The sequence below is a fragment of the Pseudomonas sp. genome (assembly GCF_051660785.1).
Taxonomy (GTDB): domain Bacteria; phylum Pseudomonadota; class Gammaproteobacteria; order Pseudomonadales; family Pseudomonadaceae; genus Aquipseudomonas.
Window position 1 is genome coordinate 1 of sequence record NZ_JBOFQE010000019.1, and the last position, 24,400, is coordinate 24,400.

General features: G+C 60.9%; 9 protein-coding genes. 1 reads left to right on the forward strand and 8 read right to left on the reverse strand.

Annotated features, from left to right (window positions below; translation table 11 throughout):
• Positions 1-92: 92 nt before the first annotated feature.
• The 8 genes from ACRC4F_RS04720 to ACRC4F_RS04755 form a co-directional block, all read right to left on the reverse strand.
• Entirely contained in the window at positions 93-1,013 is a 921-nt protein-coding gene (locus ACRC4F_RS04720) for a LysR family transcriptional regulator (RefSeq protein WP_438658300.1), read from the reverse strand.
• 202 nt (positions 1,014-1,215) lie between these two features.
• Positions 1,216-2,082 (reverse strand): ABC transporter permease, encoded by an 867-nt coding sequence (locus ACRC4F_RS04725; protein ID WP_438658301.1) that lies wholly within the window; start codon positions 2,080-2,082, stop codon positions 1,216-1,218.
• A 20-nt stretch (positions 2,083-2,102) separates the two neighbouring features.
• Entirely contained in the window at positions 2,103-2,963 is an 861-nt protein-coding gene (locus ACRC4F_RS04730) for an ABC transporter ATP-binding protein (protein ID WP_438658302.1), read from the reverse strand.
• A 5-nt stretch (positions 2,964-2,968) separates the two neighbouring features.
• Positions 2,969-3,994, reverse strand: a complete 1,026-nt coding sequence (locus ACRC4F_RS04735; RefSeq protein WP_438658303.1) for an ABC transporter substrate-binding protein — start codon at positions 3,992-3,994, stop codon at positions 2,969-2,971.
• Between the two features lie 17 nt (positions 3,995-4,011).
• The gene (locus tag ACRC4F_RS04740; protein WP_438658304.1) at positions 4,012-4,899 is read right to left on the reverse strand and encodes a TauD/TfdA dioxygenase family protein; all 888 of its coding nucleotides are present in this window, start codon (positions 4,897-4,899) and stop codon (positions 4,012-4,014) included.
• Between the two features lie 306 nt (positions 4,900-5,205).
• The gene (locus ACRC4F_RS04745) at positions 5,206-6,573 is read right to left on the reverse strand and encodes an HlyD family type I secretion periplasmic adaptor subunit (RefSeq protein ID WP_438658305.1); all 1,368 of its coding nucleotides are present in this window, start codon (positions 6,571-6,573) and stop codon (positions 5,206-5,208) included.
• Positions 6,563-8,719 carry a type I secretion system permease/ATPase gene (locus ACRC4F_RS04750; RefSeq protein ID WP_438658306.1) on the reverse strand — a complete coding sequence of 719 codons (2,157 nt, stop codon included), beginning with the start codon at positions 8,717-8,719 and terminating at the stop codon, positions 6,563-6,565. Before ACRC4F_RS04750 ends, ACRC4F_RS04745 begins: the two co-directional genes overlap by 11 nt.
• A gap of 37 nt (positions 8,720-8,756) precedes the next feature.
• The gene (locus tag ACRC4F_RS04755; protein ID WP_438658307.1) at positions 8,757-10,109 is read right to left on the reverse strand and encodes a TolC family outer membrane protein; all 1,353 of its coding nucleotides are present in this window, start codon (positions 10,107-10,109) and stop codon (positions 8,757-8,759) included.
• A 358-nt stretch (positions 10,110-10,467) separates the two neighbouring features.
• On the opposite strand from ACRC4F_RS04755, the gene ACRC4F_RS04760 reads away from it, so the two are divergent.
• Positions 10,468-24,309, forward strand: coding sequence for a retention module-containing protein (locus ACRC4F_RS04760; protein WP_438658308.1), 13,842 nt, complete (start codon positions 10,468-10,470; stop codon positions 24,307-24,309).
• Positions 24,310-24,400: the final 91 nt, after the last annotated feature.

The window sequence follows — 24,400 nt, forward strand, 5'->3', positions numbered from 1 at the left end:
TGCTCGCGATTGCGGTGTGTCAGTCGGCATTGTTGTCACTGATCCACCGCAATCGCGAGCAGGCTCGCTCCCACAGGGGACAGCGTTCAATTTCAGGCGGGTTGCGCGGCCAGCCACGTTTCGTCGCAGCAGGCCTTGAGCGTTTCACGCAGCCAGCGATGCGCCGGATCCTTGTCGAAACGCGGGTGCCAGGCCTGGGTCAGCATCAAGGTGGGCAACGGAATCGGCAGGGTAAACGAGCGCAGCTTCAACCCCAGGCGTCGAACGCTCAACAGCGCTTCCTTGGGCACCGGCAAGATCAGGTTGGAATCTGGCAGCGCAAACATCGCCGCGTGGAAGCTCGGCGCAATGACCGCTACCCGCCGCTCCAGTCCGAGGGCATTGAGTGCGGTGTCGATGGGCCCGCGAGCAATGCCGCGCCGGGACATGCTGATATGGGAGAAACCGGCAAACCGCTCGGCCGTGATCTCTTCGTCGAACAGCGGATGGTCTTCGCGAACCAGGCCAACGAAATGAGTGGAGAACAGATTCTGGATCTTCACTTCCGGGGTCATTGGCCGGGTGTTGCTGACGCTCAGGTCGATCCGCCCCTCGCGCAGCGCTTCATCATCGCCATCGCCTTCGGGCACGAAGCGCAGCTCGCAATGCGGCGCCTGACGGTCCAACGTGTCAAACAGCTTGCCGCCGTAGACGCCGACGAAGAAGTCGTTGGCGCGGATGCTGAACCGACGGCGCAACGAACCCAGCTCCACCGCATCGGCCGAGCGAAACAGCAGCGCGGCCTGTTCCACTACATCGCGCACTTGCTCGCGCAGCTCCAGCGCCTTGGGCGTCGGCACCAGGCCACGGCCGGCGCGCACCAGAATCGGGTCACCGATGGCCTCGCGGATTCGTGTGAGTGTTCGGCTCATGGCCGCCGGGCTGAGGTTCATCCGCCGTGCGGCGCCCACCACACTGCCCTCGTCGAGCAAGGCGTCGAGGGCGACCAACAGGTTCATGTCCGGGAGTTGCATGCTGAGCACTCGTGTCTGGGCTGGGTTGATTCAGACGCAATGCTAGCAAACATCCCCGATTATTGTGTTGGCAGGTCTGGCCTCATCGAGAGCAGGCTCGCTCCCACAGGGGATCTTCAGTGGTTGAAAATTTTGTGTACGACAGAGAACCTATGTGGGAGCGAGCCTGCTCGCGATGAGGCCAGCTGACACACCACAAATCTTACCGCTGCATGCCCCACCGCTTAACGGTCACGCGCTCGAGGGTGTCAAACACCAGATTCTCCACCAGCAACCCAATCAAAATCACCACCGCCAACCCGGCAAACACCTTGTCGGTGTACAGCTCATTACGATTCTGAAAAATGTACCAGCCCAACCCGCCTTTACCGCTGGTGGCGCCAAACACCAGTTCAGCCGCGATCAACGTTCGCCATGCAAACGCCCAGCCGATTTTCAACCCGGCAAGGATCGATGGCAGCGCCGCTGGAATCAGGATGAACAGCACGAAACGCATGCCCTTGAGGCCGTAGTTGCGACCGGCCATGCGCAGGGTTTCCGAGACACCGAGAAACCCGGCATAGGTATTCAGCGCCAAGGCCCAGAGCACCGAATGCACAAGCACGAAAATCAGGCTGTTCTGCCCCAGGCCAAACCACAGCAGCGCCAACGGCAGCAGCGCGATCGCCGGCAGCGGATTGAACATCGAGGTCAGCGTGCTCAGCAGATCGCGTCCGAACTGCGTCGACACCGCCAACGTGGTCAGGCCAAACGCCAGGACGATGCCAATCAAATAACCCTTGAGCAGCACCACCAGCGAAATCCAGACTTTTCCCAGCAACTCGCCACTGAGTAAACCGTCATACAGCGCGCTGCCGGTTTGCAGAAAGCTTGGCAACAGCAGGTCGTTGTTCTGCACACGGGCAACCACTTCCCACAGCACTGCGAGCAAAATCAGGATCAGGCTTTTACGCAGCCAGGCCTGCTGCCACAGGCGTTGGCCGAGCGGTAACTCGCGCTCCACCGGCACGCTGGTCAATGGCTGCAAAACGGTTTCGAATTCTTCTCGCGCAGATGATAAATGGCTCATCGGGCACTCCTCTCAATGGCTCAATAAGCGATGCGAATGTCGGAAAAATCCAGCTCACGCTCGGTTTCCGGCGACTGGCCTTCATCGAACAACAACCGATGAATCCGTCGCGCCGATTCCTGAAACGCCACGCCGCCGAGGCTGTGCAAATCGTATTGATGGCTGTGGACTTCGGCCCGCACCCGCCCCGGATGCGGCGACAGCAACAGAATGCGGTTGCCCACCACCAGCGCTTCTTCGATGGAGTGCGTGACGAACAGCAGCGTGAAACGCACCTCCTCCCACAGCAGCAGCAATTCTTCCTGCATCTTGCGGCGAGTCAGCGCATCAAGGGCGGCGAAAGGTTCGTCCATCAGGAGAATTTTCGGCTGCATCGCCAACGCCCGGGCGATCGCCACACGCGCCTTCATGCCGCCGGACAATGTATGCGGATAGGCATCGGCAAACGCCGCCAGACCGACCTTGTCCAGATAGTGCAGCGCCCGTTCTTCGGCTTCTTTGCGCTTGAGGGTTTTCGAGGCGAGCAGCGGAAACATCACGTTCTGTTTGACGGTTTTCCACGGTGGCAGCTGATCGAATTCCTGGAACACCACAATCCGGTCCGGCCCCGGCGCATGAACGGTATGCCCTTGCAGCCGGATCTCGCCCTCGCACGGCTGAATGAACCCGGCGACCGCTTTGAGCAGCGTCGATTTACCGCAACCCGACGGACCCAGTAGCACAAAGCGGTCCGCCGGATCGATCTCAAAACTGACTTGGTGGGTCGCTCGAACCACACGTTGCGGCGTGCGGTATTCGAGGCTGACATTGTCGACCGACAGCAGCGTCTGGGCTGCTGCGATCGGGTTGCTGGCCGTGTGGCCTTGCAAAGGGGCGTTCATCTCGATCAGCTCCCTTGCAGCGGTTTGGCGTCCTGGAAGAAGTAATCCTTCCACGAATCCGGTTTGTTTTTTATCGCGCCGACGCGGTACAGGAATTCGGCCAATGGGTAGGTATTTTTCGGCGTGACGCTGAATTCGAACTGCGGGTTGTCGATGATTTTCAGCAACGCGGCACGGTCGATTTTCGCTTTGGTAACCCGGATGTAAGTGTCCGCTGCGGCGCCTTTATCGTTCTGGGCAAACTGCGCGGCTTCGGTCAGCGCTTCAACGAAGGCTTTGTAGGTTTTCGGGTTCTCGTTGCGGAATTTCTCGGTGGCGAACAACACTGTCGGTGAGTTGGGGCCGAGCAGGTCATAGGTGTTCAGCACGACATGGACGTTGGGGTTGCCCAGCGCCTGATCCTGGAATGGCGGGTTGGAAAAGTGTCCGCTCAACTCGGTGCCGCCGGCGATAAGTGCAGCCGTGGCGTCTGGATGCGGTACGGCAATGGTGTACTTGTCGAGGCGATTGAATTCCTTGTCACCCCACTGCTTGGCGGCCGCGTATTGCAGGAAGCGCGACTGCACCGAAACGCCGACTGCCGGTACCGCGATGCGATCCTTTTCGGTGAAGTCGGCAATGGTTTTGATCTTGGGGTTGTTGCTCACCAGGTAGTACGGGAAGTTGCCGAGGGAGGCGACGGCCTTGACGTTTTGCTTGCCGTGAGTGCGATCCCAGATGGTCAGCAGCGGACCGACGCCCGCACCGGCAATATCAATCGAGCCTGAGAGCAGCGCATCGTTGACCGCTGCACCACCGGACAGCTGGGTCCAGTCGACTTTGATGTCGATGCCTTCCTGCTTGCCGTACTTCTCGATCAGGTTCTGATCGCGCACCACGTTGAGCAACAGATAAACAATGCCGAACTGCTCGGCGATGCGGATTTCACCTTCGGCACGGGCCACGGTCGGCGCCACCAGACTGCCGGCGATCAGGCTGAATCCCAAACCGATGGCAGCGGCCAGCGGCGCGAATGGAAGACGTTTGGACATGGAAGTTCTCCGATAAATCAGAAAGGCGCGTCGCCCTGGATGGTGGTGCGATACAGCTTGCGGCGCAGATGGCTTGGGCATCCGGCGGCGAGGTGGATCAGCGAGCGGTTGTCCCAGAACACCAGGTCGTGGGCCTGCCATTGATGGCGGTAGATGTTTTGCGGCAGCACGCTGTGGGCGTAGAGCTCGTCGAGAAGTTGTTTGCTCTCGTCGTCCGGCAAACCAACGATGCGCGTGGTGAAACCTTCGCTGACGAACAATGCCTTACGGCCGTTTTCCGGATGCGTGCGGACGATCGGGTGGACCACTTCGGCCACTTGAGCCAATTGCTCCGGCGTCAAGGTCGGACGCCAGTTGCCTTCGAATTTGGTCTCGCTGTAACGCGCGGTATAGGAGTGCGCGGCCGAGCGGCCTTCGACGGCTTTGCGCAGTGCTTCGGGCAGGTTGTCCCAGGCTTTGTGCATGTCGGCGAACAACGTGTCACCGCCTTCGGACGGCAGCTCCTGGGCGTGCAGCATCGAGCCCAGGCTCGGCAGTTCTTTATAGGACAGGTCGGAGTGCCAGAACTTGCCGGCGTCACCGAGGCCAATGGATTGGCCGTTTTCGATGATGTTGGAAACGATGAGGATTTCCGGGTGGCCGGCCAGCAGGAACTGCTTGAGCACATGGATCTGCAACACGCCGAAGCGGCGGCTGAAAGCGATTTGCTGCTCGGGAGTAATGCGCTGGTCGCGGAAAACCACGACATGATGATCGAGATGCGCACGGTGGATGCGGGCGAAATCCTGATCATTGATCGGGCGGGACAGGTCCAGGCCGATGATTTCAGCACCGACCGCGCCGCTGAACGGGCGAATGTCGAAGGCTTGTGGCGCGATTGCAGGTGACGCAGAGACGGCTGACATAAAAAATCACTCCCACGCACGGCACGCTCATGGGCGCGCACGTCGATCAAGAAACTCACGGAGGTCCCGTGTTGGTTCGTGTCGTGCGGCGCGCCGATTGGTCGGCAGGTACGCAGGTGGATGACTTTATAGGTATAAGAATTGAAATTTAAATACCGTTAGCGAATAACGATATGGCTTTTGATTTTTATCGCTTTTGAGGCCGCCATCGCGAGCAGGCTCGCTCCCACAGGGGTTTTGTGATCGACACAAGTCCAATGTGGGAGTGAGCCTGCTCGCGATAGGGCCATCAGCCCTAGCCGAGATCTATCGCTCGTGCAGCGCTTCGGCGCGTGCCCGAATAATCGGCTTGAGCAGATAACTGAGAACGGTCTTCTTGCCGGTAATGATATCCACCGAAGCCACCATCCCCGGAATGATCAGCAACGGCTTCTCATCCGTCCCCAGATGACTGCGATCCGTACGCAGCTTGATGATGTAGTACGTGGTCTTCTTGTCTTCATCGGTGATGGTGTCCGCACCGATCTGTTCAAGCCTGGCCTTCAGCCCACCATAAATCGTGTAGTCGTACGCGGTGAATTTCACCGTCGCTTCCTGTCCGGGATGCAGGAATGCGATGTCTTGCGGGCGAATCTTCGCTTCCACCAGCAAGGTGTCGTCCAGCGGCACGATTTCCACCAGGTCGCTGCCCGGCTGGATCACGCCGCCAATGGTGTTCACCAACAACTTGTTGACGATACCGCGTACCGGCGAGGTGACCAGCGTCCGGCTGACCCGGTCTTCCAGCGCCTTGCCGGTGGCCTGGGCCTTGTTCAGGTCGGTGCGTGCTTCGTTGAGTTGGGTCAGGGCTTCGCTGCGGAACTTGCCGCGCGTCTCGTCGATCTTGCGCTGCACTTCCTTGATCGCCGATTCGGCGCGAGGGATCGCCAGCGTGGTGGCGTCCAGTTGCCCGCGGGTTTCAACCTCGGCACGCTTGAGTCGTAAAACTTCGACCGGCGACACCGCGCCCTGGGCCACCAGCGGCTCGGACATGGCAATTTCCTGACGCTGCAACGACAGTCCATTGCGGTACTGAGACTGTTTGGAAGTGAATTCGCGCAGCTCTTGCTGACGCTGGATCAACTGCTCCTGCAACCCACCGATCTCATCGTGCAGCTGCTGACGTCGGCTGATGTACAGCGACTCTTCGCTGGCCGCCTGGCCGGGAACAGCTTTCAGCACATCGGTAGGGAAGTTCAGCGGACGGTCATCGACCTCGGCGCTCAAGCGCTCCACACGCAGCAGCATCGACAACCGATCGGCTTCGGTCTCGCCAACGTTGGAGGCAAACCGCGTGTCGTCGAGGCGAATCAGCGGCGCACCGGCGTCGACGATCTGTCCTTCGGTGACGAACAGCTCGGAGACGATACCGCCCTCAAGATTCTGGATTTTCTGGATCTTCGACGATGGAATCGCCTTGCCGTCGCCCTTGGTGACCTCGTCGATCACCGCGTAATTGGCCCAGAGCATCAGGAACACGAAGAAACCGATGATCGCCCAGATCGTCAGCCGCACCACGCGCGGGGCGTCTTCGATAAGGGCTTTATTGACCTCGGGAAGTGGCTGGCCATGCAGCGACTCGGAGCCTTTGAAGTAACGGCGGATCGAACCCTTGAAACCCGACTTAAGCAACACTGATCTGCCCCTTTTTCAACGCTTCCATCACGGCGGCTTTCGGGCCATCGGCGAGAATTTGTCCACGGTCGATGACGATCAGGCGATCGACCAGCGACAACAACGATGCCCGGTGCGTCACCAGCACCACGGTCTTGTTTTCGACCACCGCGGCGAGGCGTTGCTTGAGACGTTCTTCGCCAGTGTTGTCCATGGCGCTGGTCGGTTCGTCGAGCAGCAGGATCGGCGGATTGAGCAGCAACGCACGGGCCAGGGCGACGTTCTGGCGCTGACCACCGGAGAGGTTCTGCCCGCGCTCACCGACTTGCAGTTCATAACCTTGCGGGTGCAGGCGGGCGAACTCGTGCACGCCGGCCAGTTCGGCGGCTTGCAGGACCATTTCGTCTTCTACATAACGCGCGCCCGAGACCAGGTTGTCGCGCAGGGTGCCGGCCAGCAGCTGGATGTCCTGCGCGACGTAGCCGATGTTGTGGCGCAATTCGCTGACGTCGATCTGACGGATGTCGACGCCGTCCACCAACAGCGCGCCGTCGTCCGGTTGATAGAGACCCACCAGCAGTTTGGCCAGAGAGCTTTTGCCCGAGCCGCTGCGACCGATGATGCCGATCTTCTCGCCCGGTTTTATCACCAGGTTGATGTTGTTCAGCGCCGCGTTCTGCTGGTTCGGGTAGGTGAAGTTCATCTGCCGGCATTCGATGGCGCCTTGCAGCACCTTGCGGCTCAATGGGCGTTCTTCGAAGTTGCGCTCTTGCGGCAGCTCCATCATCTGGTCCACCGACACCATGGTCACCCGCGCTTGCTGGTAACGGGTCAGCAGGCCGGACAACGAAGCCAGCGGGCTGAGCGCGCGGCCACTGAGCATGTAGCAGGCAATCAGACCGCCCATGCTCAGGTTGCCGGCGATGATCTGGTACACACCGAAGACAATCATGATCACCCCGGCCAGTTGCTGGATCAGCAAGGTGATGTTCATCGCCAGCCCGGAGAGCATTTTCACCCGCAGTTCAAGGCGGCTGAGGGTGCCGATGGTCTGCTCCCACTGATACTGGCGTTCGCTTTCGGCGTTGTTGACCTTCACCGCATCGAGGCCGGCGAGGGTTTCGATCAGGCTCGACTGACGCTCGGCGCCCAAAGCCATGGTTCGTTCCATGGTTGCCACCAGCGGTTTCTGCAGCGCATAGCCGATCAGCAGGGCAATCGGGAACGCCAGCACCGGAATCCACACCAGGTGCCCGCCCAGAATGGCGATGACCATGAAGATCAGCAGCGTAAACGGCAGGTCGATCAGGCTGGTGAGGGTCAGAGAAGCCAGGAAATCGCGCAGGCTCTGAAACTCATGGATGTTCTGCGCGAAGCTGCCGACCCGGGCCGGGCGGTACTTCATGGCCATGCCGACGATGCGTTCGAACAGCGTCGCCGAGATGATCAGGTCGGTTTTCTTCCCGGCCAGGTCCAGGCACAAGCTGCGTAGGCTCTTGAGGATCAGGTCGAACAGGTAAGCTCCGGTGATGCCGATCGCCAACACCCACAGCGTCGATTCCGCCTGGTTCGGCACCACGCGGTCGTAGACGTTCATCACGAACAGCGGCGCGGCCATGGCGATGATGTTGATCAGGAAACTGGCGGCGATGGCGTCGGCGTACAGCCAGCGCGAACGCTTGAGGGTGTCGCGGAACCACGAGCGCGCACGCGGGATCAGCGTCCCGTGATTGACGTCGAATTTGTGCTGGGGTTGAGCGAAGAACACTTTGCCGATGTAGTCGTCGGCCAGCAGCTCTCGACTGACAAGGCTTTCGCCACCGTCGCTTTCGCTGATCAACAGGCGGGCCTGGTCTTCACCGTGCCAGCCGAGCAGGACGGCGCTGCGACCGTCCTTGAGCAGCAACAGCGCCGGCATCGCAATGGCCGGAATCTGTTCCAGCTTGCGCACCAGCACCCGTCCTTGCAGGCCGGCGCGAGCGGCGGCGCGGGGCAGCAGTTCAACACTCAGGCGCTGCTTGGGCAACGGCAGGCCGGTGGTCAGCATCGCGGCGCTGGCCGGTTTCTGATGCAGGGTGCACAGGGCTAGCAGACCATCCAGTAACGGATCGTCGTGCAGCGCGCGTGGATCATGAATGAGTTGAACTCGACTGACTTCTGATTCCACGCTCGGCACTCTTGGCTAACAGTAAAAAAGGGAAGACTCAATTCATCCCGGGTAGCTGGACCCTGGGCTTCACGTCGTTCTGCACAACGGATGCCAACGGTGCGACCACTCCCTGGCTTTTGAGCAACTCGCCCATGGTCGCCTTGATTCGGTATTGAGTAAATAACTGAATGTTCTTGATCTCCGCCAGGCGACGGGAAGCGCTGAACAGTTCATTTTCACTGTCGAGCAGGTCGAGCAAGGTGCGCTCGCCCAGGCTGAACTGCTTCTGGTACGCGGTGCGTACGCTGGTGCTGTGATCGACATATTGCTGGGCGATCGGCACCTGGGCGTTGGCGTTGTTCAGTGCATTCCAGGCCAGGCCCAGTTCTTCGTTCAACACGCGCAGCGCGTTGTTGCGGATATCCAGAGCCTGATTCGACAGGTAGGACTTGGATTCCAGATCAGCTTTGTTACTGCCGCCGGCATACAGATTGAAGCGCATGCGCAGCATGGCCTGCCATTCGTTGCTGTGACCGTTCTGACCGTCGAGATCGTTGTCGGCGGAGCGACCGAGTTCAGCATCGAAGCGCGGATAGAAGGAGGATTTGGCCGCGTCATACTGTTTCTCGGCCGCAGCGATGTCGGACTCGGCGGAACGCAGGATCGGGCTGTTTTCCAGCATCTGCGCGCGGGCTTCATTCAAGTTGGCCGGCAACAACGCGAGGAAATCCGCAGGACGCTCCAGTTGATCGGGCATCTGGCCCACGGCGCTGAGGAAGTTGGTCTCGGCGTCCGCCAGGTTGGTCTGTTCGGTAATCAGGTTGTTGCGGGCCTGGGCCATACGCGCTTCGGCCTGATCGAGGTCGGCACCACTGCCGACGCCGCGCTGGGTGCGCAATTTGATCTGGTCAAAGATCCTTTCGTGGCTTCTCAGGTTGTCTGTGGCCAGGCGCACGAATTCGCGGCGGGTCAGTACATCCAGATAAACCTGAGCCACGGTCAGTGCAGTGCGTTCGGACGTGCCCAACAAAGAATAGGCACGGGAATTAACGGTGGCTTGTTGACGCCCCACTTCACTGGACGTCGCAAAACCGTCAAAGACCATTTGCGACAGACGCAAACTTGACTCGCTGCGGTTGAGGGTTTCCCAGTGATTGTTGTTACCGGCAGCACGCGTGGTGACGTTATCAGTGCCTTCGCGACCATAACCGCCCAGCAGATCGACCCGTGGAAGGTATCCACCTTTTGCCGCCTTTAACTGATAATCCGCGGCCAATCGACTATTGACGCCTGCCTGGATCTCCGGATGGACATCCAACGCCTGTTGCATGGCCTCCGGAAGTGTCTGGGCCTGAATGAAACTGGCGGCAAGGGCGAAGGGTAAAGCCTTGAACAGGTGCAAAAGCATGGTTGGAGTTTCCCGGAATTACTTGTCTTGAATCACTGCAGAACGAGCCGCGGCATCGAATGATGACAGCGGAATGACCGTGTGTCGGAAAGTTTGAATTTGTAGATGGGTCAGCCTCTGCGGGCGCAGGAAGCACTTAAATATCAATGTGACATTACTGGGACGAGTGTTTAGGATGACAACACTAAGGTCAATAGTTTGGCATATAGTTTATAGCGAAAAAGTATAGCCAATTTGTTGACGACTAACCGCGTCAAAGTTGTGCCTCTTATATCTTGAAAGTACGTCCAGACTGATTTGGCTAACACGCCATCAGGTTCATGGAAGTCAACTGAACGTGACACCCGGAGAGTCTTCAATGAGCAGTGTTGTTGCCATCGTCAAAAGCATTGTTGGTCAGGTTTTCGCGGTGTCCCCAGAGGGCATTCGCCGCGTGCTCGTTGAAGGCGACCGGTTATTTGTCGGCGATCAGATAGACACTGGCGCGGCGGGCGCCGTTACGCTGGAACTGGCTGACGGCCGGACTCTGGACCTGGGCCGCGACACTCAATGGAGCGCCGCTGACCCGGACTCCAGTGCTGCGCTGTCAGAAGCCACTGCACAAGCCGCGCCATCGGTTGAAGAATTGCAGCAAGCCATCGCTGCCGGCGCCGACCCGACCACTGAACTCGAAGCCACCGCCGCTGGCCCGACTGCTGCGGGCACGGGCGGTGCGGCAGGTGGCGGTCACAGCTTCGTGATGCTGGATGCCACCGCTGGCCGGGTCGACCCGATCATTGGTTTCCCGACTGCGGGCCTCAACTCTGCGGCTCAGGCTGCACAACTCACCACCGGTGGCCAGACGGCTGACACCAGCGCCAATGTGCAGCGCGAATCGAACCTGAGCCTCAGCGCCACGCCGACCATTACCGAGGCCGGTGGCGTACTGGTTTACACCGCGACCCTGACCCAGGCACCGCTGACCGACCTGACCATCACTCTGTCCAATGGCTCGGTGATTGTCATTCAGGCTGGCCAGCTGACCGGCACCGTCAACGTGCCGCTCGCGCCGAACGACACTGTTTATAACGACGCGACCCAGATCAACGTGAGCGTCACCGGCACCACGGGTGGCAACGGCATCATCGTCACTTCGCCGACGACCCCGGCCGTAACCCAGATCACCGACACCGTCGACACCACCACCGTCACCTTGACGGCCGGCGCCAACGTCACCGAAGGCGGGCAGATCACTTACACCGCCACCCTGACCAACCCGGCGCAGACACCGGTCACCATCACCCTGTCCAACGGGTCGACCATCACCATCGACGCGGGCAAAACCACTGGCTCCGTGAACGTCGACACACCGGCCAACGACGTCTATCAGAATGGCAGCACCGTTAGCATCACGATCACTGGCGCCACCGGTGGCAACTTCGAGAACCTGGTCCCGAGCACCACGCCAGCCGTCACTACCATCACCGACTCGGTCGACAACACCGGCTTGAGCCTGTCCGCGTCCACTACCGTGGCCGAGGGCGGTCAGATTCTGTACACCGCGACCCTGACCAATCCGGCTGGCACACCTGTGACCGTCACCCTTTCGAACGGCGCGGTGATCAGCATTGCGGCTGGCGCGACTACTGGCAGCGTGAGCGTCCCGGCTCCAGCTGATGACGTCTATAAAGACGCCGGCAAGGTCGAAGCGACTATCAAGGATGCTACTGGCGGCAACTTCGAGAACCTGGTGCCGAGCACTGTTCCGGCAATCACCGACATTACCGATACCGTGGACACGTCGACTGTCAGCCTGACCGCGACTTCGTCTGTGGCTGAAGGTGGGACCGTTGTTTACACCGCGTCCGTCACCGCTCCGGTGACCGGTTCGCCAGTGGTTGTGAGCCTTTCGAATGGCCAGACCATCACCATTCCGGTCGGCGCCAGTTCGGGTAGCGTGAATTTTGTTGCACCGAACGACGCCCTCGCGGGCGGTGGTTCCTTGAGCGTCAAGATTGATGATGCCAAGGGCGGTAATTACGAGAAGCTGGACGTCGACGCCAAGTCGGCTGACACCTCAGTGACTGATTCTGCTGACACCACCACTCTTAGCCTGACAGCAACCGATTCCGTGGCCGAAGGCGGTTCGATCGTCTACACCGCAACGCTGACCAACGCTGCCGGCACTCCGGTCACCGTCACCTTGAGCAACGGCGCGGTGATCACCATCGCGGCCGGCGCCACCAGCGGTTCCGTGACCGTCAAGGCTCCAGCCGATGACGTCTACAAAGACGCCGGCAAAGTTGAAACGACCATCAAGGACGCGACTGGCGGCAACTTCGAAAACCTGGTCAAAGACCCGGCAGCCGCCGTGACTGACGTGACCGACACCGTGGACACGTCGACCGTCAGCCTGACCGCGACTTCGTCAGTGGCCGAAGGCGGAACCGTGGTTTACACCGCGTCCGTGACCGCACCAGTCACCGGTTCGCCTGTTGTGGTGAACTTGTCCAACGGACAGACCATCACCATCCCGGTCGGCTCGAGCAGCGCCAGCGTCAACTACGTTGCACCGAACGATGCCCAGGCCGGCGGCGGTTCGCTGAGCGTCAAAATCGACGACGCCAAGGGCGGTAATTACGAGAAGCTGGACGTTGACGGCAAGTCGGCGGACACCTCAGTGATTGACTCTGCTGACACCACCACTCTTAGCCTGACAGCAACCGATTCTGTGGCTGAAGGCGGTTCAATCGTCTACACCGCCAACCTGACCAACGCCGCCGGCACGCCGGTCACCGTGAACCTGTCGAACGGCGCCGTGATCACCATCGCGGCTGGCGCCACCACCGGTTCCGTAACCGTCAAAGCGCCAGCCGATGACGTCTACAAAGACGCCGGCAAAGTCGAAACGACCATCAAGGACGCGACTGGCGGCAACTTCGAGAACCTGGTCAAAGATCCGGCGGCGGCCGTGACTGATGTGACCGACACGGTCGACACCTCAACGGTCAGCCTGACGGCAACGTCCACCGTGGCCGAAGGCGGCACTGTGGTGTACACCGCGTCCGTCACCGCACCTGTGACCGGCTCGCCTGTTGTGGTGAGCTTGTCCAACGGCCAGACCATCACCATCCCGGTCGGCTCGAGCAGCGCCAGCGTGAACTACGTTGCACCGAACGACGCCCAGGCCGGCGGTGGTTCCCTGAGCGTCAAGATCGACGACGCCAAGGGCGGTAACTACGAGAAGCTGGACGTTGACAGCAAGTCGGCTGACACCTCGGTTACCGACTCGGCGGATACCACGACTATTAGCCTGAATGCTACAAACTCCGTAGCTGAAGGCGGCTCGATCGTCTACACCGCCAACCTGACCAACGCCGCCGGCACGCCAGTAACCGTGACCCTGAGCAACGGCGCCGTGATCACCATTGCCGCTGGCGCCACCAGCGGTTCCGTCACCGTCAAGGCTCCAGCCGACGACGTTTACAAAGACGCCGGCAAAGTCGAAGCGACCATCAAGGACGCGACTGGCGGCAATTTCGAGAACCTGGTCAAAAACCCGGCAGCCGCCGTGACCAGCGTCACCGACACCCTCGACACCTCGACCGTCACGCTGACGGCCACCAGCACCGTGGCTGAAGGTGGCACCGTGGTTTACACCGCCTCGGTCGGCGCACCTGTGACCGGTTCGCCTGTGATCGTGACGCTGGCCAACGGTCAGACGATCACCATTGCGGTCGGTGCCAGCAGCGGTACCGTCAACGCCGTGGTCTCCAACGATGTGCTGAGCGGCCACGCGCCTGTGAGTAATTCGATCACCAACGTCAGCGGCGGCAACTACGAAAACCTGGTTGCCGATAAGACTCCGGTCAGCACCAGCGTGACCGACACCGTCGACACCACCACCCTGTCGCTGACCGCCACTGGAAACGTCAACGAGGGCGGCTCGATCGTTTACACCGCGACCCTGACCCACCCGGCTGGCACGCCAGTGGTCGTGACCCTGAGCAACGGCGCGACCATCACCATCGATGCTGGCAAAACCACCGGCACCGTCAAAGTCGACGCGCCGAAGGACGACGCCTACAAAGACGCTGGCAAATTAGAAGTCACCATCAAAGACACTACTGGCGGTAACTTCGAGAACCTGGTGAAAAACCCGGCGCCGGCCGTGACCAACGTGGCCGATACCAAAGACACCACCCACCTGACCCTCACCGCTGAAAAATCGGTACTCGAAGGCTCGCACATCACCTACACCGCGACCTTGACCAACGCCGCGCAAACGCCGGTGACCGTCAAGTTGAGCAACGGCGAGACCATTACCATTGCCGCCGGACAGACCAGCGGTTCGGTGACCATCGCCGCACCAGGCGACGACGTCTACAAGGACGGCGGCAAGCTCACCGTGAAAATAAACGACGCCAGCGGTGGCAATTTCGAGAATCTCGACGTCAGCAAGACGTCGGTGACCACGACCGTCAAGGACACCATCGACACCACGTCCCTGTCCCTGTCGGCCAGCAACACGGTGAGCGAAGGTGGCCAGATCACCTATACCGCCACCCTGAGCAACCCGACCGACACGGCGATGACCGTGAAGTTGAGCAACGGCGCAGTGATCAACATCGCCGCCGGCACTACCACCGGTTCGGTCAACTTCGCTGCACCGGCCAACACGCCGTACATTGACGGCGGCAAAGTCCAGGCGACGATCGCCAGCCAAAGCGGCGGCAACTTCGAAAAAGTCGTCACTGACCATTCGCCGGCGGTCACCACCGTCACCGATTCGGCCGACACCACCGGCCTGAGCCTGAGCGCCACCGGTTCGGTCGCAGAGGGTGGTTCGATCGTCTACACGGCGACCCTGACCCATGCCGCCGGTACCGCCATGACCGTGACGCTGAGTAACGGCGCGGTGATCAACATTGCCAAGGGCGCCACCACCGGTTCCGTGAACTTCGCGGCACCCAAGGATGACGTCTACAAAGACGCCGGCAAAGTCGACGCCAGCATCACCAAGACAACCGGCGGCAACTTCGAAAACCTGGTGGCCGACAAGACGCCAGCGGTTACCGATGTCACCGACACCATCAACAACAGCACCGTGTCCCTGACCGCCACGGCGAGCACAGTTGAAGGCGGCACGGTGGTTTACACCGCTTCAGTCAATGCGCCAGTGACCGGTTCACCGGTGGTGGTGGCGTTGTCCAACGGCCAGTTCATCACCATCCCGGTTGGCGCCAGTTCTGCCAGCGTGAATTTCGTTGCACCGAACGATGCACTGGCGGGCGGCGGTTCGTTGAGCGTGAAAATCGACGGTACCACCGGCGGCAATTACGAAAATCTGGTGACAAATCAAACCCCGGCGGTCACTTCGGTGACCGACGTCAAAGACACCACCACTCTGAGTCTGAGCGCAACGGATTCCGTGGCTGAAGGCGGCTCGATTGTCTACACCGCGACCCTGACTAATGCTGCCGGCACGCCGGTCACCGTGAATCTGTCGAACGGCGCCGTGATCACCATCGCGGCTGGCGCGACAGTCGGCTCCGTGACCGTCAAGGCACCTGCTGATGACGTTTACAAAGATGCCGGCAAAGTCGAAGCGACCATCAAGGACGCCAGCGGCGGCAACTTCGAAAACCTGGTCAAAGACCCGGCAGCAGCGGTAACCAGTGTTACCGACACCGTCGACACCTCGACGGTCAGCCTGACCGCGACTGCCTCTGTCACCGAAGGCGGCACCGTGGTGTACACCGCTTCTGTGACCGCTCCAGTGACCGGTTCGCCGGTGGTTGTGAGCTTGTCCAACGGCCAGACCATCACCATTCCGGTTGGCGCCAGCAGCGCCAGCGTGAACTTCACTGCGCCAAACGATGCCTTGGCGGGCGGTGGTTCGCTGAGCGTGAAAATCGATGACGCGCAGGGCGGCAACTACGAGAAGCTGGGTGTCGACGGCAAGTCGGCTGACACCTCGGTGACTGATTCTGCGGACACCACCACTCTGAGCCTGACAGCAACCGATTCGGTCGCTGAAGGCGGTTCCATCGTCTACACCGCGACGCTGACCAACGCTGCCGGTACGCCGGTCACCGTGAACCTGTCGAACGGCGCCGTGATTACCATCGCCGCTGGCGCGACTGTCGGCTCCGTAACCGTCAAGGCTCCGGCCGATGACGTGTACAAAGACGCCGGCAAAGTTGAAGCGACCATCAAGGACGCCACTGGCGGCAACTTCGAAAACCTGGTGACCAACCCGGCAGCAGCCATCACCGACGTGACAGATACGATCAATACATCGACGGTCAGCCTGACGGCAACGTCTGCCACTGCCGAAGGCGGCAACGTGGTGTATACCGCTTCCGTCAACGCGCCGGTCACTGGCAAGGACGTGGTCGTCACGTTGGCCAATGGTGAAAAGATCACCATCGCGGTCGGCGAAAGCACCGCCTCGATCACCGTTAAAGCGCCGAACGATGCAGTGGTCGGCCACGAACCACTGACCAATGCCATCAAGGAAGTCACGGGCGGCAACTACGAGAATCTGGTCGCCGACAAAACCCCGACCTCGACCGCCATCAGCGACACCCTGGACACCACCAAAGTGACCATGACCGCCAGCAACTATGTGGTCGAGGGCGGCACCATCACTTACACCGTCAACCTCAGCAATGCCGCCGGCACTGACATGACGGTCAAACTGAGCAACGGCGAGAGCGTGGTGATCAAGGCCGGCGACAAGTCAGGTTTCATCACCGTCCCGGCGCCGGCCGATGACGTCTACAAGGACGGCAGCAAAATCACCGTCGGCATCACCAGCACCGACGGCGGCAATTTCGAAAAGCTCGATGTCAGCAAAACCACGCACACCACCACCGTCAACGACACCGTCGACACCACCACGCTGAAACTCAGTGCCGATGTGAGCAGCGTCGGCGAAGGTGGCCAGATCACCTACACCGCCACGCTGAGCCATCCGGCCGACACGGCCATGACCGTGACCCTGAACAACGGCCTGGTGATCAACATCAAGGCCGGCGAGTCCAGCGGTTCGGCGCCGTACACTGTGCCGAATGACGTCTACACCGGCGCCTCGCCCGTCAGGGCAGCGATCGCAGACAGCACGGGCGGCAACTTCGAGAAACTGGACACCGACCGCTCGGCCGTCGTCACCAAAGTGACTGACAGCGCAGATACCACGACGCTGAGCTTGAGCGCGACTGATTCGGTGGCTGAAGGCGGTTCGATCGTCTACACCGCCAACCTGACCAACGCCGCCGGCACACCGGTGACCGTGAACCTGTCGAACGGCGCGGTGATCACCATCGCGGCCGGTGCCACCAGCGGCTCCGTGACGGTCAAAGCGCCTGCCGATGACGTTTACAAAGATGCCGGCAAAGTCGAAGCGACCATCAAGGACGCCAGCGGCGGCAACTTCGAAAACCTGGCCAAAGACCCGGCTGCGGCGGTGACTGACGTGACCGACACCGAGGACTCGTCGACCGTCAGCCTGACGGCAACGTCCACCGTGGCCGAAGGCGGCACTGTGGTGTACACCGCGTCCGTCACCGCTCCGGTGACCGGTGCGCCGGTCGTCGTGAGCTTGTCCAACGGCCAGACCATCGCCATTCCGGTCGGTTCGAGCAGCGCCAGCGTGAACTACGTTGCGCCAAACGATGCTCTCGCTGGCGGTGGTTCGCTAAGCGTGAAGATTGATGACGCCAAGGGCGGTAACTACGAGAAGCTGGATGTCGACGGCAAGTCGGCGGATACCTCGGTTACCGATACGGTTGACACTACGACTCTTAGCCTGACAGCAACCAATTCGGTCGCTGAAGGCGGTTCGATCGTCTACACCGCCAGCCTGACCAACGCTGCCGGCACACCGGTCACCGTGAACCTGTCGAACGGCGCGGTGATCACCATCGCGGCCGGCGCCACCAGCGGTTCCGTCACCGTCAAGGCTCCAGCCGACGACGTCTACAAAGACGCCGGCAAAGTCGAAACGACCATCAAGGACGCGACTGGCGGCAACTTTGAAAACCTGGTGAAAGATCCGTCAGCCGCCGTGACTGACGTGACCGACACCGTGGACACGTCGACCGTCAGCCTGACCGCGACTGCCTCTGTCACCGAAGGCGGCACCGTGGTGTACACCGCTTCTGTGACCGCTCCAGTGACCGGTTCGCCGGTGGTTGTGAGCTTGTCCAACGGCCAAACCATCACCATCCCGGTCGGTTCGAGCAGCGCCAGCGTGAACTACGTTGCACCGAACGACGCCCTCGCCGGCGGCGGTTCGCTGAGCGTCAAAATCGACGACGCCAAGGGTGGCAATTACGAGAAGCTGGACGTTGACGGCAAGTCGGCGGACACCTCAGTGACTGACTCTGCTGACACCACCACTCTTAGCCTGACAGCAACCGATTCTGTGGCTGAAGGCGGTTCGATCGTCTACACCGCAACGCTGACCAACGCTGCCGGCACACCGGTCACCGTGAACCTGTCGAACGGCGCGGTGATCAACATCGCGGCCGGTACCACCAGCGGCTCCGTGACCGTCAAGGCTCCAGCCGACGACGTTTACAAAGACGCCGGCAAAGTCGAAGCGACCATTAAGGACGCGACTGGCGGCAATTTCGAAAACCTGGTGAAAGACCCGGCTGCGGCGGTGACTGACGTGACCGACACCGTGGACACGTCGACCGTCAGCCTGACCGCGACTTCGTCTGTGGCTGAAGGCGGCACCGTGGTGTACACCGCGTCCGTCACCGCACCTGTGACCGGTTCGCCAGTGGTTGTGAGCTTGTCCAACGGCCAAACCATCTCCATCCCGGTCGGCTCGAGCAGCGCCAGCGTGAACTACGTTGCACCGAACGATGCCCAGGCTGGCGGCGGCTCCTTGAGCGTCAAAATTGATGACGCCAAGGGCGGCAATTACGAGAAGCTGGATGTCGATAGCAAGTCGGCGGACACCTCGGTCACTGACTCGGCAGACACCACCACTCTTAGCCTGACAGCAACCGATTCTGTGGCTGAAGGCGGTTCAATCGTCTACACCGCCAACCTGACCAACGCCGCCGGCACGCCGGTCACCGTGAACCTGTCGAACGGCGCGGTGATCACCATCGCGGCCGGCGCCACCAGCGGTTCCGTCACCGTCAAGGCTCCAGCCGACGACGTCTACAAAGACGCCGGCAAAGTCGAAACGACCATCAAGGACACGAGTGGCGGCAATTTCGAAAACCTGGTGAAAGACCCGGCTGCCGCCGTGACTGACGTGACCGACACCGTGGACACGTCGACCGTCAGCCTGACCGCGACTTCGTCTGTGGCTGAAGGTGGGACCGTGGTGTACACCGCGTCCGTCACGGCCCCAGTGACCGGTTCGCCGGTCGTCGTGAGCTTGTCCAACGGACAGACCATCACCATTCCGGTCGGCGCCAGTTCTGCCAGCGTGAACTACGTTGCACCGAACGATGCCCAGGCCGGCGGCGGTTCCCTGAGCGTCAAGATCGACGACGCCAAGGGCGGTAATTACGAGAAGCTGGACGTCGACGGCAAGTCGGCCGACACCTCAGTGACTGATTCTGCGGACACCACAACCCTCAGCCTGACAGCAACCGATTCGGTCGCTGAAGGTGGCTCCATTGTTTACACCGCCAACCTGACCAACGCTGCCGGCACGCCAGTAACCGTGACCCTGAGCAACGGCGCCGTGATCACCATTGCCGCTGGCGCCACCAGCGGTTCCGTGACCGTCAAGGCTCCAGCCGACGACGTTTACAAAGACGCCGGCAAAGTCGAAGCGACCATCAAGGACGCTACCGGCGGCAATTTCGAAAACCTGGTTAAAAACCCGACCGCAGCCGTCACCAACGTCACCGACACCCTCGACACCTCGACGGTCAAACTCACCGCTACCGGCACGGCGGCTGAAGGTGGCACCGTCACTTACACCGCCACTGTCGGTGCGCCAGTTACCGGTTCGCCCGTGACCGTGTCGTTGGCCAACGGCCAGACGATCACCATCGACATCGGCAAAACCACCGGTTTCGTCACCACCCTCGCGCCAAACGATGCGCTGACCGGTCATACACCACTGACCAACTCGATCACCAACGTCAGCGGCGGCAACTACGAAAATCTGGTTGCCGATAAAACCCCGGTCAGCACCACCGTGACCGACACCACCGATACGACCACCCTGTCGCTGACTGCGAGCAATTCGGTGGCCGAAGGTGGCCAGATCATCTACACCGCCAGCCTGACCAACGCCGCCGGCACACCGGTGACCGTGACCCTGAGCAACGGCGCAGTGATCACCATCGACGCCGGCAAAACCACAGGCACCGTGAGCGTTGATGCGCCAAAAGACGACGTTTACAAAGACGCGGGCACGGTCCAGGCGACCATCAGCAACGCCACCGGTGGCAACTTCGAGAACCTGGTCAAAAGCCCGACGGCAGCCGTCACCAGCGTCACCGACACCCTCGACAGGACCGAAGTCAGCATCACTGGCAGCACCTCGGTGACCGAAGGCCAGACCGCCAGTTACACCGTCAGCCTGACAAATCCGGCGCAGTCCGAAGTCACCCTGAAGATCACCTACAGCGGCACCGCCGCCGACGGTTCGGACTTCACCGGCGTGTACACCGTGAAAATTCCGGCGGGTGGCAGCACGGCGAATTTCAACGTCGCGACCCTGGACGACAGGATCACCGAAGGCACCGAAAACTTCGTGGTCAAGATCGACTCGGCCACCGGCGGCAACTTCGAGAACCTGGCGATCAGCGCGTCCAACGGCAGCGTCAGCACCTCGATCGTCGACAACGATGCACCGCCCGTGCTCGACCTGGACGCCAACAACTCCAGCGGCGCCAGCGGTGCCAATTACAACGTGACCTTCACCGAAGGCACCACGGGCCAGGGCGTTTCGATCGGCGACACCGACCTGAAAATCACCGACCCGGACAGCACTCTGCTGACCGGCGCGACCATCGTGCTGACCAACCGTCAGCCGGGCGACGCGCTGAACCTGGGCAACAGCGTCAACGGCATCAGCATCAATGCCAACAGCAAGGACGGCACTGTCACGCTGACGCTGTCCGGCAACGCGACGCTGGCCGACTACATGCAGCAGATCAAGAACATCAGCTTCACCAACAGCAGTGAAGACCCGAGCACCGTGCCGCGGATCATCACCGTGACGGTGACCGATGGCAGCAACTACTCCAACACCGCGACCACCACCGTCAACGTCGTGGCAGTGAACGATGCTCCGACCGCCGCGCCGGTTAACGTTACCGGCGCCGAAGACACCCCGCTGATCCTCGGCTGGTCGACCTTCGGTGTCAGCGACGTCGACAGCGCTGCCGCCAGCCTCGGTGTGAAAATCACCGGCCTGCCGGGCGAAGGCAAATTGCAGTACCTGAACGGTTCGACCTGGACCGACGTGACAACCAACCAGACCCTGTCCAAGACTGACATCGACGCGGGCAAAGTGCGCTTCCTGCCGGATGCCAACGAATCCGGCGTCAATGGCTACGGCGGCAGCGGCGTGGGCAACAATCTGGCGGACTACGCACAGATCAAGTTCCAGCCAACCGACGGTGCGCTGCTGGGCAACACCGGCACGATCAAAATCGACATCACGCCGGTTGCCGATGCACCGTCCCTGAGCGTCGCGGACAACAGTGTCAAATCCACCGGGCTGATCAAGGAAATCTGGACCGGCCTGACGGGCCTCGGCACCGATGGCAGCGGCGCCGCTTCGGGCACGCTGAAAAGCGTCATCGATGGCGCGGGAAAACCGAACACCAGCGGCACCGTAACCAATGTGCAGTCCGACGGCAGTGTCGCGGCCGGCACAGCATCAAAAACGTCCGGCCTGATCTACCTCGAAGCGGGCAAGACCTACACCTTCAGCGGCACCGGCGATGACAGCCTGCTGGTGACCATCGGCGGTAAAAACGTGGCCAGCGCGCTTTGGGGTGCGGGTGGCAGTCTGAGCGGTTCGTTCACCCCGACCGCCAGCGGTTACTACACGCTGGACATCTACCACCACAACCAGAGCGGTCCGGGCAGCTATGACGTCAACCTGTCGGTCAACGGCGGCGCAGCGGTCGACCTGAGCAGCGCCGGCGTGCCGCTGTACACCGGCATTGCAGACCTGGCCGCCTCCGGCGTGACCGTCTCCGATTTGCACGGCACCAACGGCGAAGGCTATTACGACGGCTACAAGCTCAACGAAGCGGCCGAAGGCACCAGCGTTCACCTGTCTGCGATCAAGACTGCGCTCACGGACACCGACGGTTCCGAAAGCCTGGTCGTGAAGATCAGCGGCATCCCGGCGGGCTCCGTGCTCACCGATGGCGCCGGCCACACTTTCACCGCCAGCACCTCGTCGGGTGAGGCCAACGTCACCGGCTGGAACCTCGGCACCCTGACCGTGACCCCGCCGCCGTACTACAACGGCCAGTTCAACCTGACCGTGACCTCGACCTCCACCGAGGTTCTCGGCGGCTCGGCGGCAAGCACCGCGACGATCCCGGTCACCGTTTACCCGGCGGTCTACAACGCCATCACCGCCACGGCGGCCAATGACACCATCACTGGCACTGACGGCAACGACATCATGGTCGCCGACATCGGCGGGCTGACCGTGGTGCCGGGCACCAACTACAACATCGCGTTCATGGTCGACAGTTCGGGCAGCATGAGCGCGTCGTCGATCAACGCCGCCAAGGACTCGCTGACCGCGGTGTTCAACACCCTCAAGCAAAGCATGGGTGGCAATTCGGGAACGGTGAAGATTTTCCTGGTGGACTTCGATACCCAGGTCAACAAATCGGTATCGGTCAACCTGAATGATCCGAATGCCCTGACCTTGCTTAAATCGGTGCTGGACTCGATGTCGTCCGGCGGCGGGACCAACTACGAGGACGTGTTCAAGACCACGGCCAACTGGTTCCAGAGTGCCGACGCCATCGCCAACACCGGGGCGAAGAATCTCACGTACTTCATCACCGATGGCAAGCCGACCTATTACCAGAGCGGTGAGCAGACCAACCCGACCCTGTTCGGCAACGTGAAGCTCGATGACGTTATCACCACCACCAATTACAAGTTGGGCCAGACCTACTCCGGTTACCTGGACAGCACTCACTACCTGACCATCGATAACTCCGGCACCGTCACGCTGCAGACATACAAGAGCTCGTGGGGCGGTTACTGGAGCAGTTCCGAACTGGGCACTCTTCGTGCCGAGGGCAACGGGACGTACGAGCTGTCCTATCGCGACGGTAACGGCAGCAGCACCGGCTCCAACGCCATCGACAACTCCACCGACAGCTTCGCGCTGCTCGGCAATGTTTCGACGGTAGAAGCCATCGGCCTGAACAAAGACGTCACCCTCTCCGACCTGAAACCGTACGACTCGGACAAGACGCCACAAACCAACATCGACCCCAAAGACCTGGCCAACTCGATCATCGGCCACACCGAAGCGACAATGCCGGGTTCCGACACGGTCAATGGCGGCGACGGCAACGACATTCTGTTCGGCGATCTGGTGAGCTTCAACGGCATCGCCGGCGAGGGCTATCAGGCGATGCAGGCTTTCGTCGCCAAAGAGACCGGCGTGGACGTCAGCAAAGTCACCACCAGCAACGTGCACCAGTTCATCACCGAGCACTACAGCGCATTCGATGTGTCGGGCGCCCATGACGGCAACGACACGCTGTTGGGCGGTGCGGGCAACGACATTCTCTTCGGCTCGGGGGGCAATGACTTGCTCGACGGCGGCAAAGGCAATGACATCCTGCTCGGCGGCTCGGGTAACGACTCGCTGATGGGCGGCCAGGGCAACGACATCCTGATAGGCGGTTCGGGCGCCGACACCTTCGTCTGGAAGGCTGGCGACACCGGCAGCGACGTGATCAAGGACTTCAAGGCCAGCGAAGGTGATCGCATCGACCTGCGCGATCTGCTGCAAGGTGAAACCGGCAGCACCATCGACAACTTCCTGAAGATCAGCACCGTGGATGGCGTGTCATCGTTGCAAGTCAGTTCCGGCGGCAAGTTCAACTCGGGTGATGCGGCCGCCGCAACGCCGGATGTGACGATCAAACTGGAAGGCAACAACTGGTCCAGCGCCAACATTCACACGTTGATTGCCGGCAGTGACCCGACCATCAAAGTCGACCACAACAACAGCTGATCCAACGAAAAACGGCCGCCCTCATGGGGCGGCCGTCACGTTTGTGTCTATCACGCCGGTGACGATTTCGTCGCCGCACCGCATACTCTCG

Coding starts and splice junctions, on each gene's coding strand:
- ACRC4F_RS04720 (WP_438658300.1), bottom strand. CDS start 1,013: ATGCAACTCCCGGACATGAACCTGTTGGTCGCCCTCGACGCCTTGCTC.
- ACRC4F_RS04725 (WP_438658301.1), bottom strand. CDS start 2,082: ATGAGCCATTTATCATCTGCGCGAGAAGAATTCGAAACCGTTTTGCAG.
- ACRC4F_RS04730 (WP_438658302.1), bottom strand. CDS start 2,963: ATGAACGCCCCTTTGCAAGGCCACACGGCCAGCAACCCGATCGCAGCA.
- ACRC4F_RS04735 (WP_438658303.1), bottom strand. CDS start 3,994: ATGTCCAAACGTCTTCCATTCGCGCCGCTGGCCGCTGCCATCGGTTTG.
- ACRC4F_RS04740 (WP_438658304.1), bottom strand. CDS start 4,899: ATGTCAGCCGTCTCTGCGTCACCTGCAATCGCGCCACAAGCCTTCGAC.
- ACRC4F_RS04755 (WP_438658307.1), bottom strand. CDS start 10,109: ATGCTTTTGCACCTGTTCAAGGCTTTACCCTTCGCCCTTGCCGCCAGT.
- ACRC4F_RS04760 (WP_438658308.1), top strand. CDS start 10,468: ATGAGCAGTGTTGTTGCCATCGTCAAAAGCATTGTTGGTCAGGTTTTC.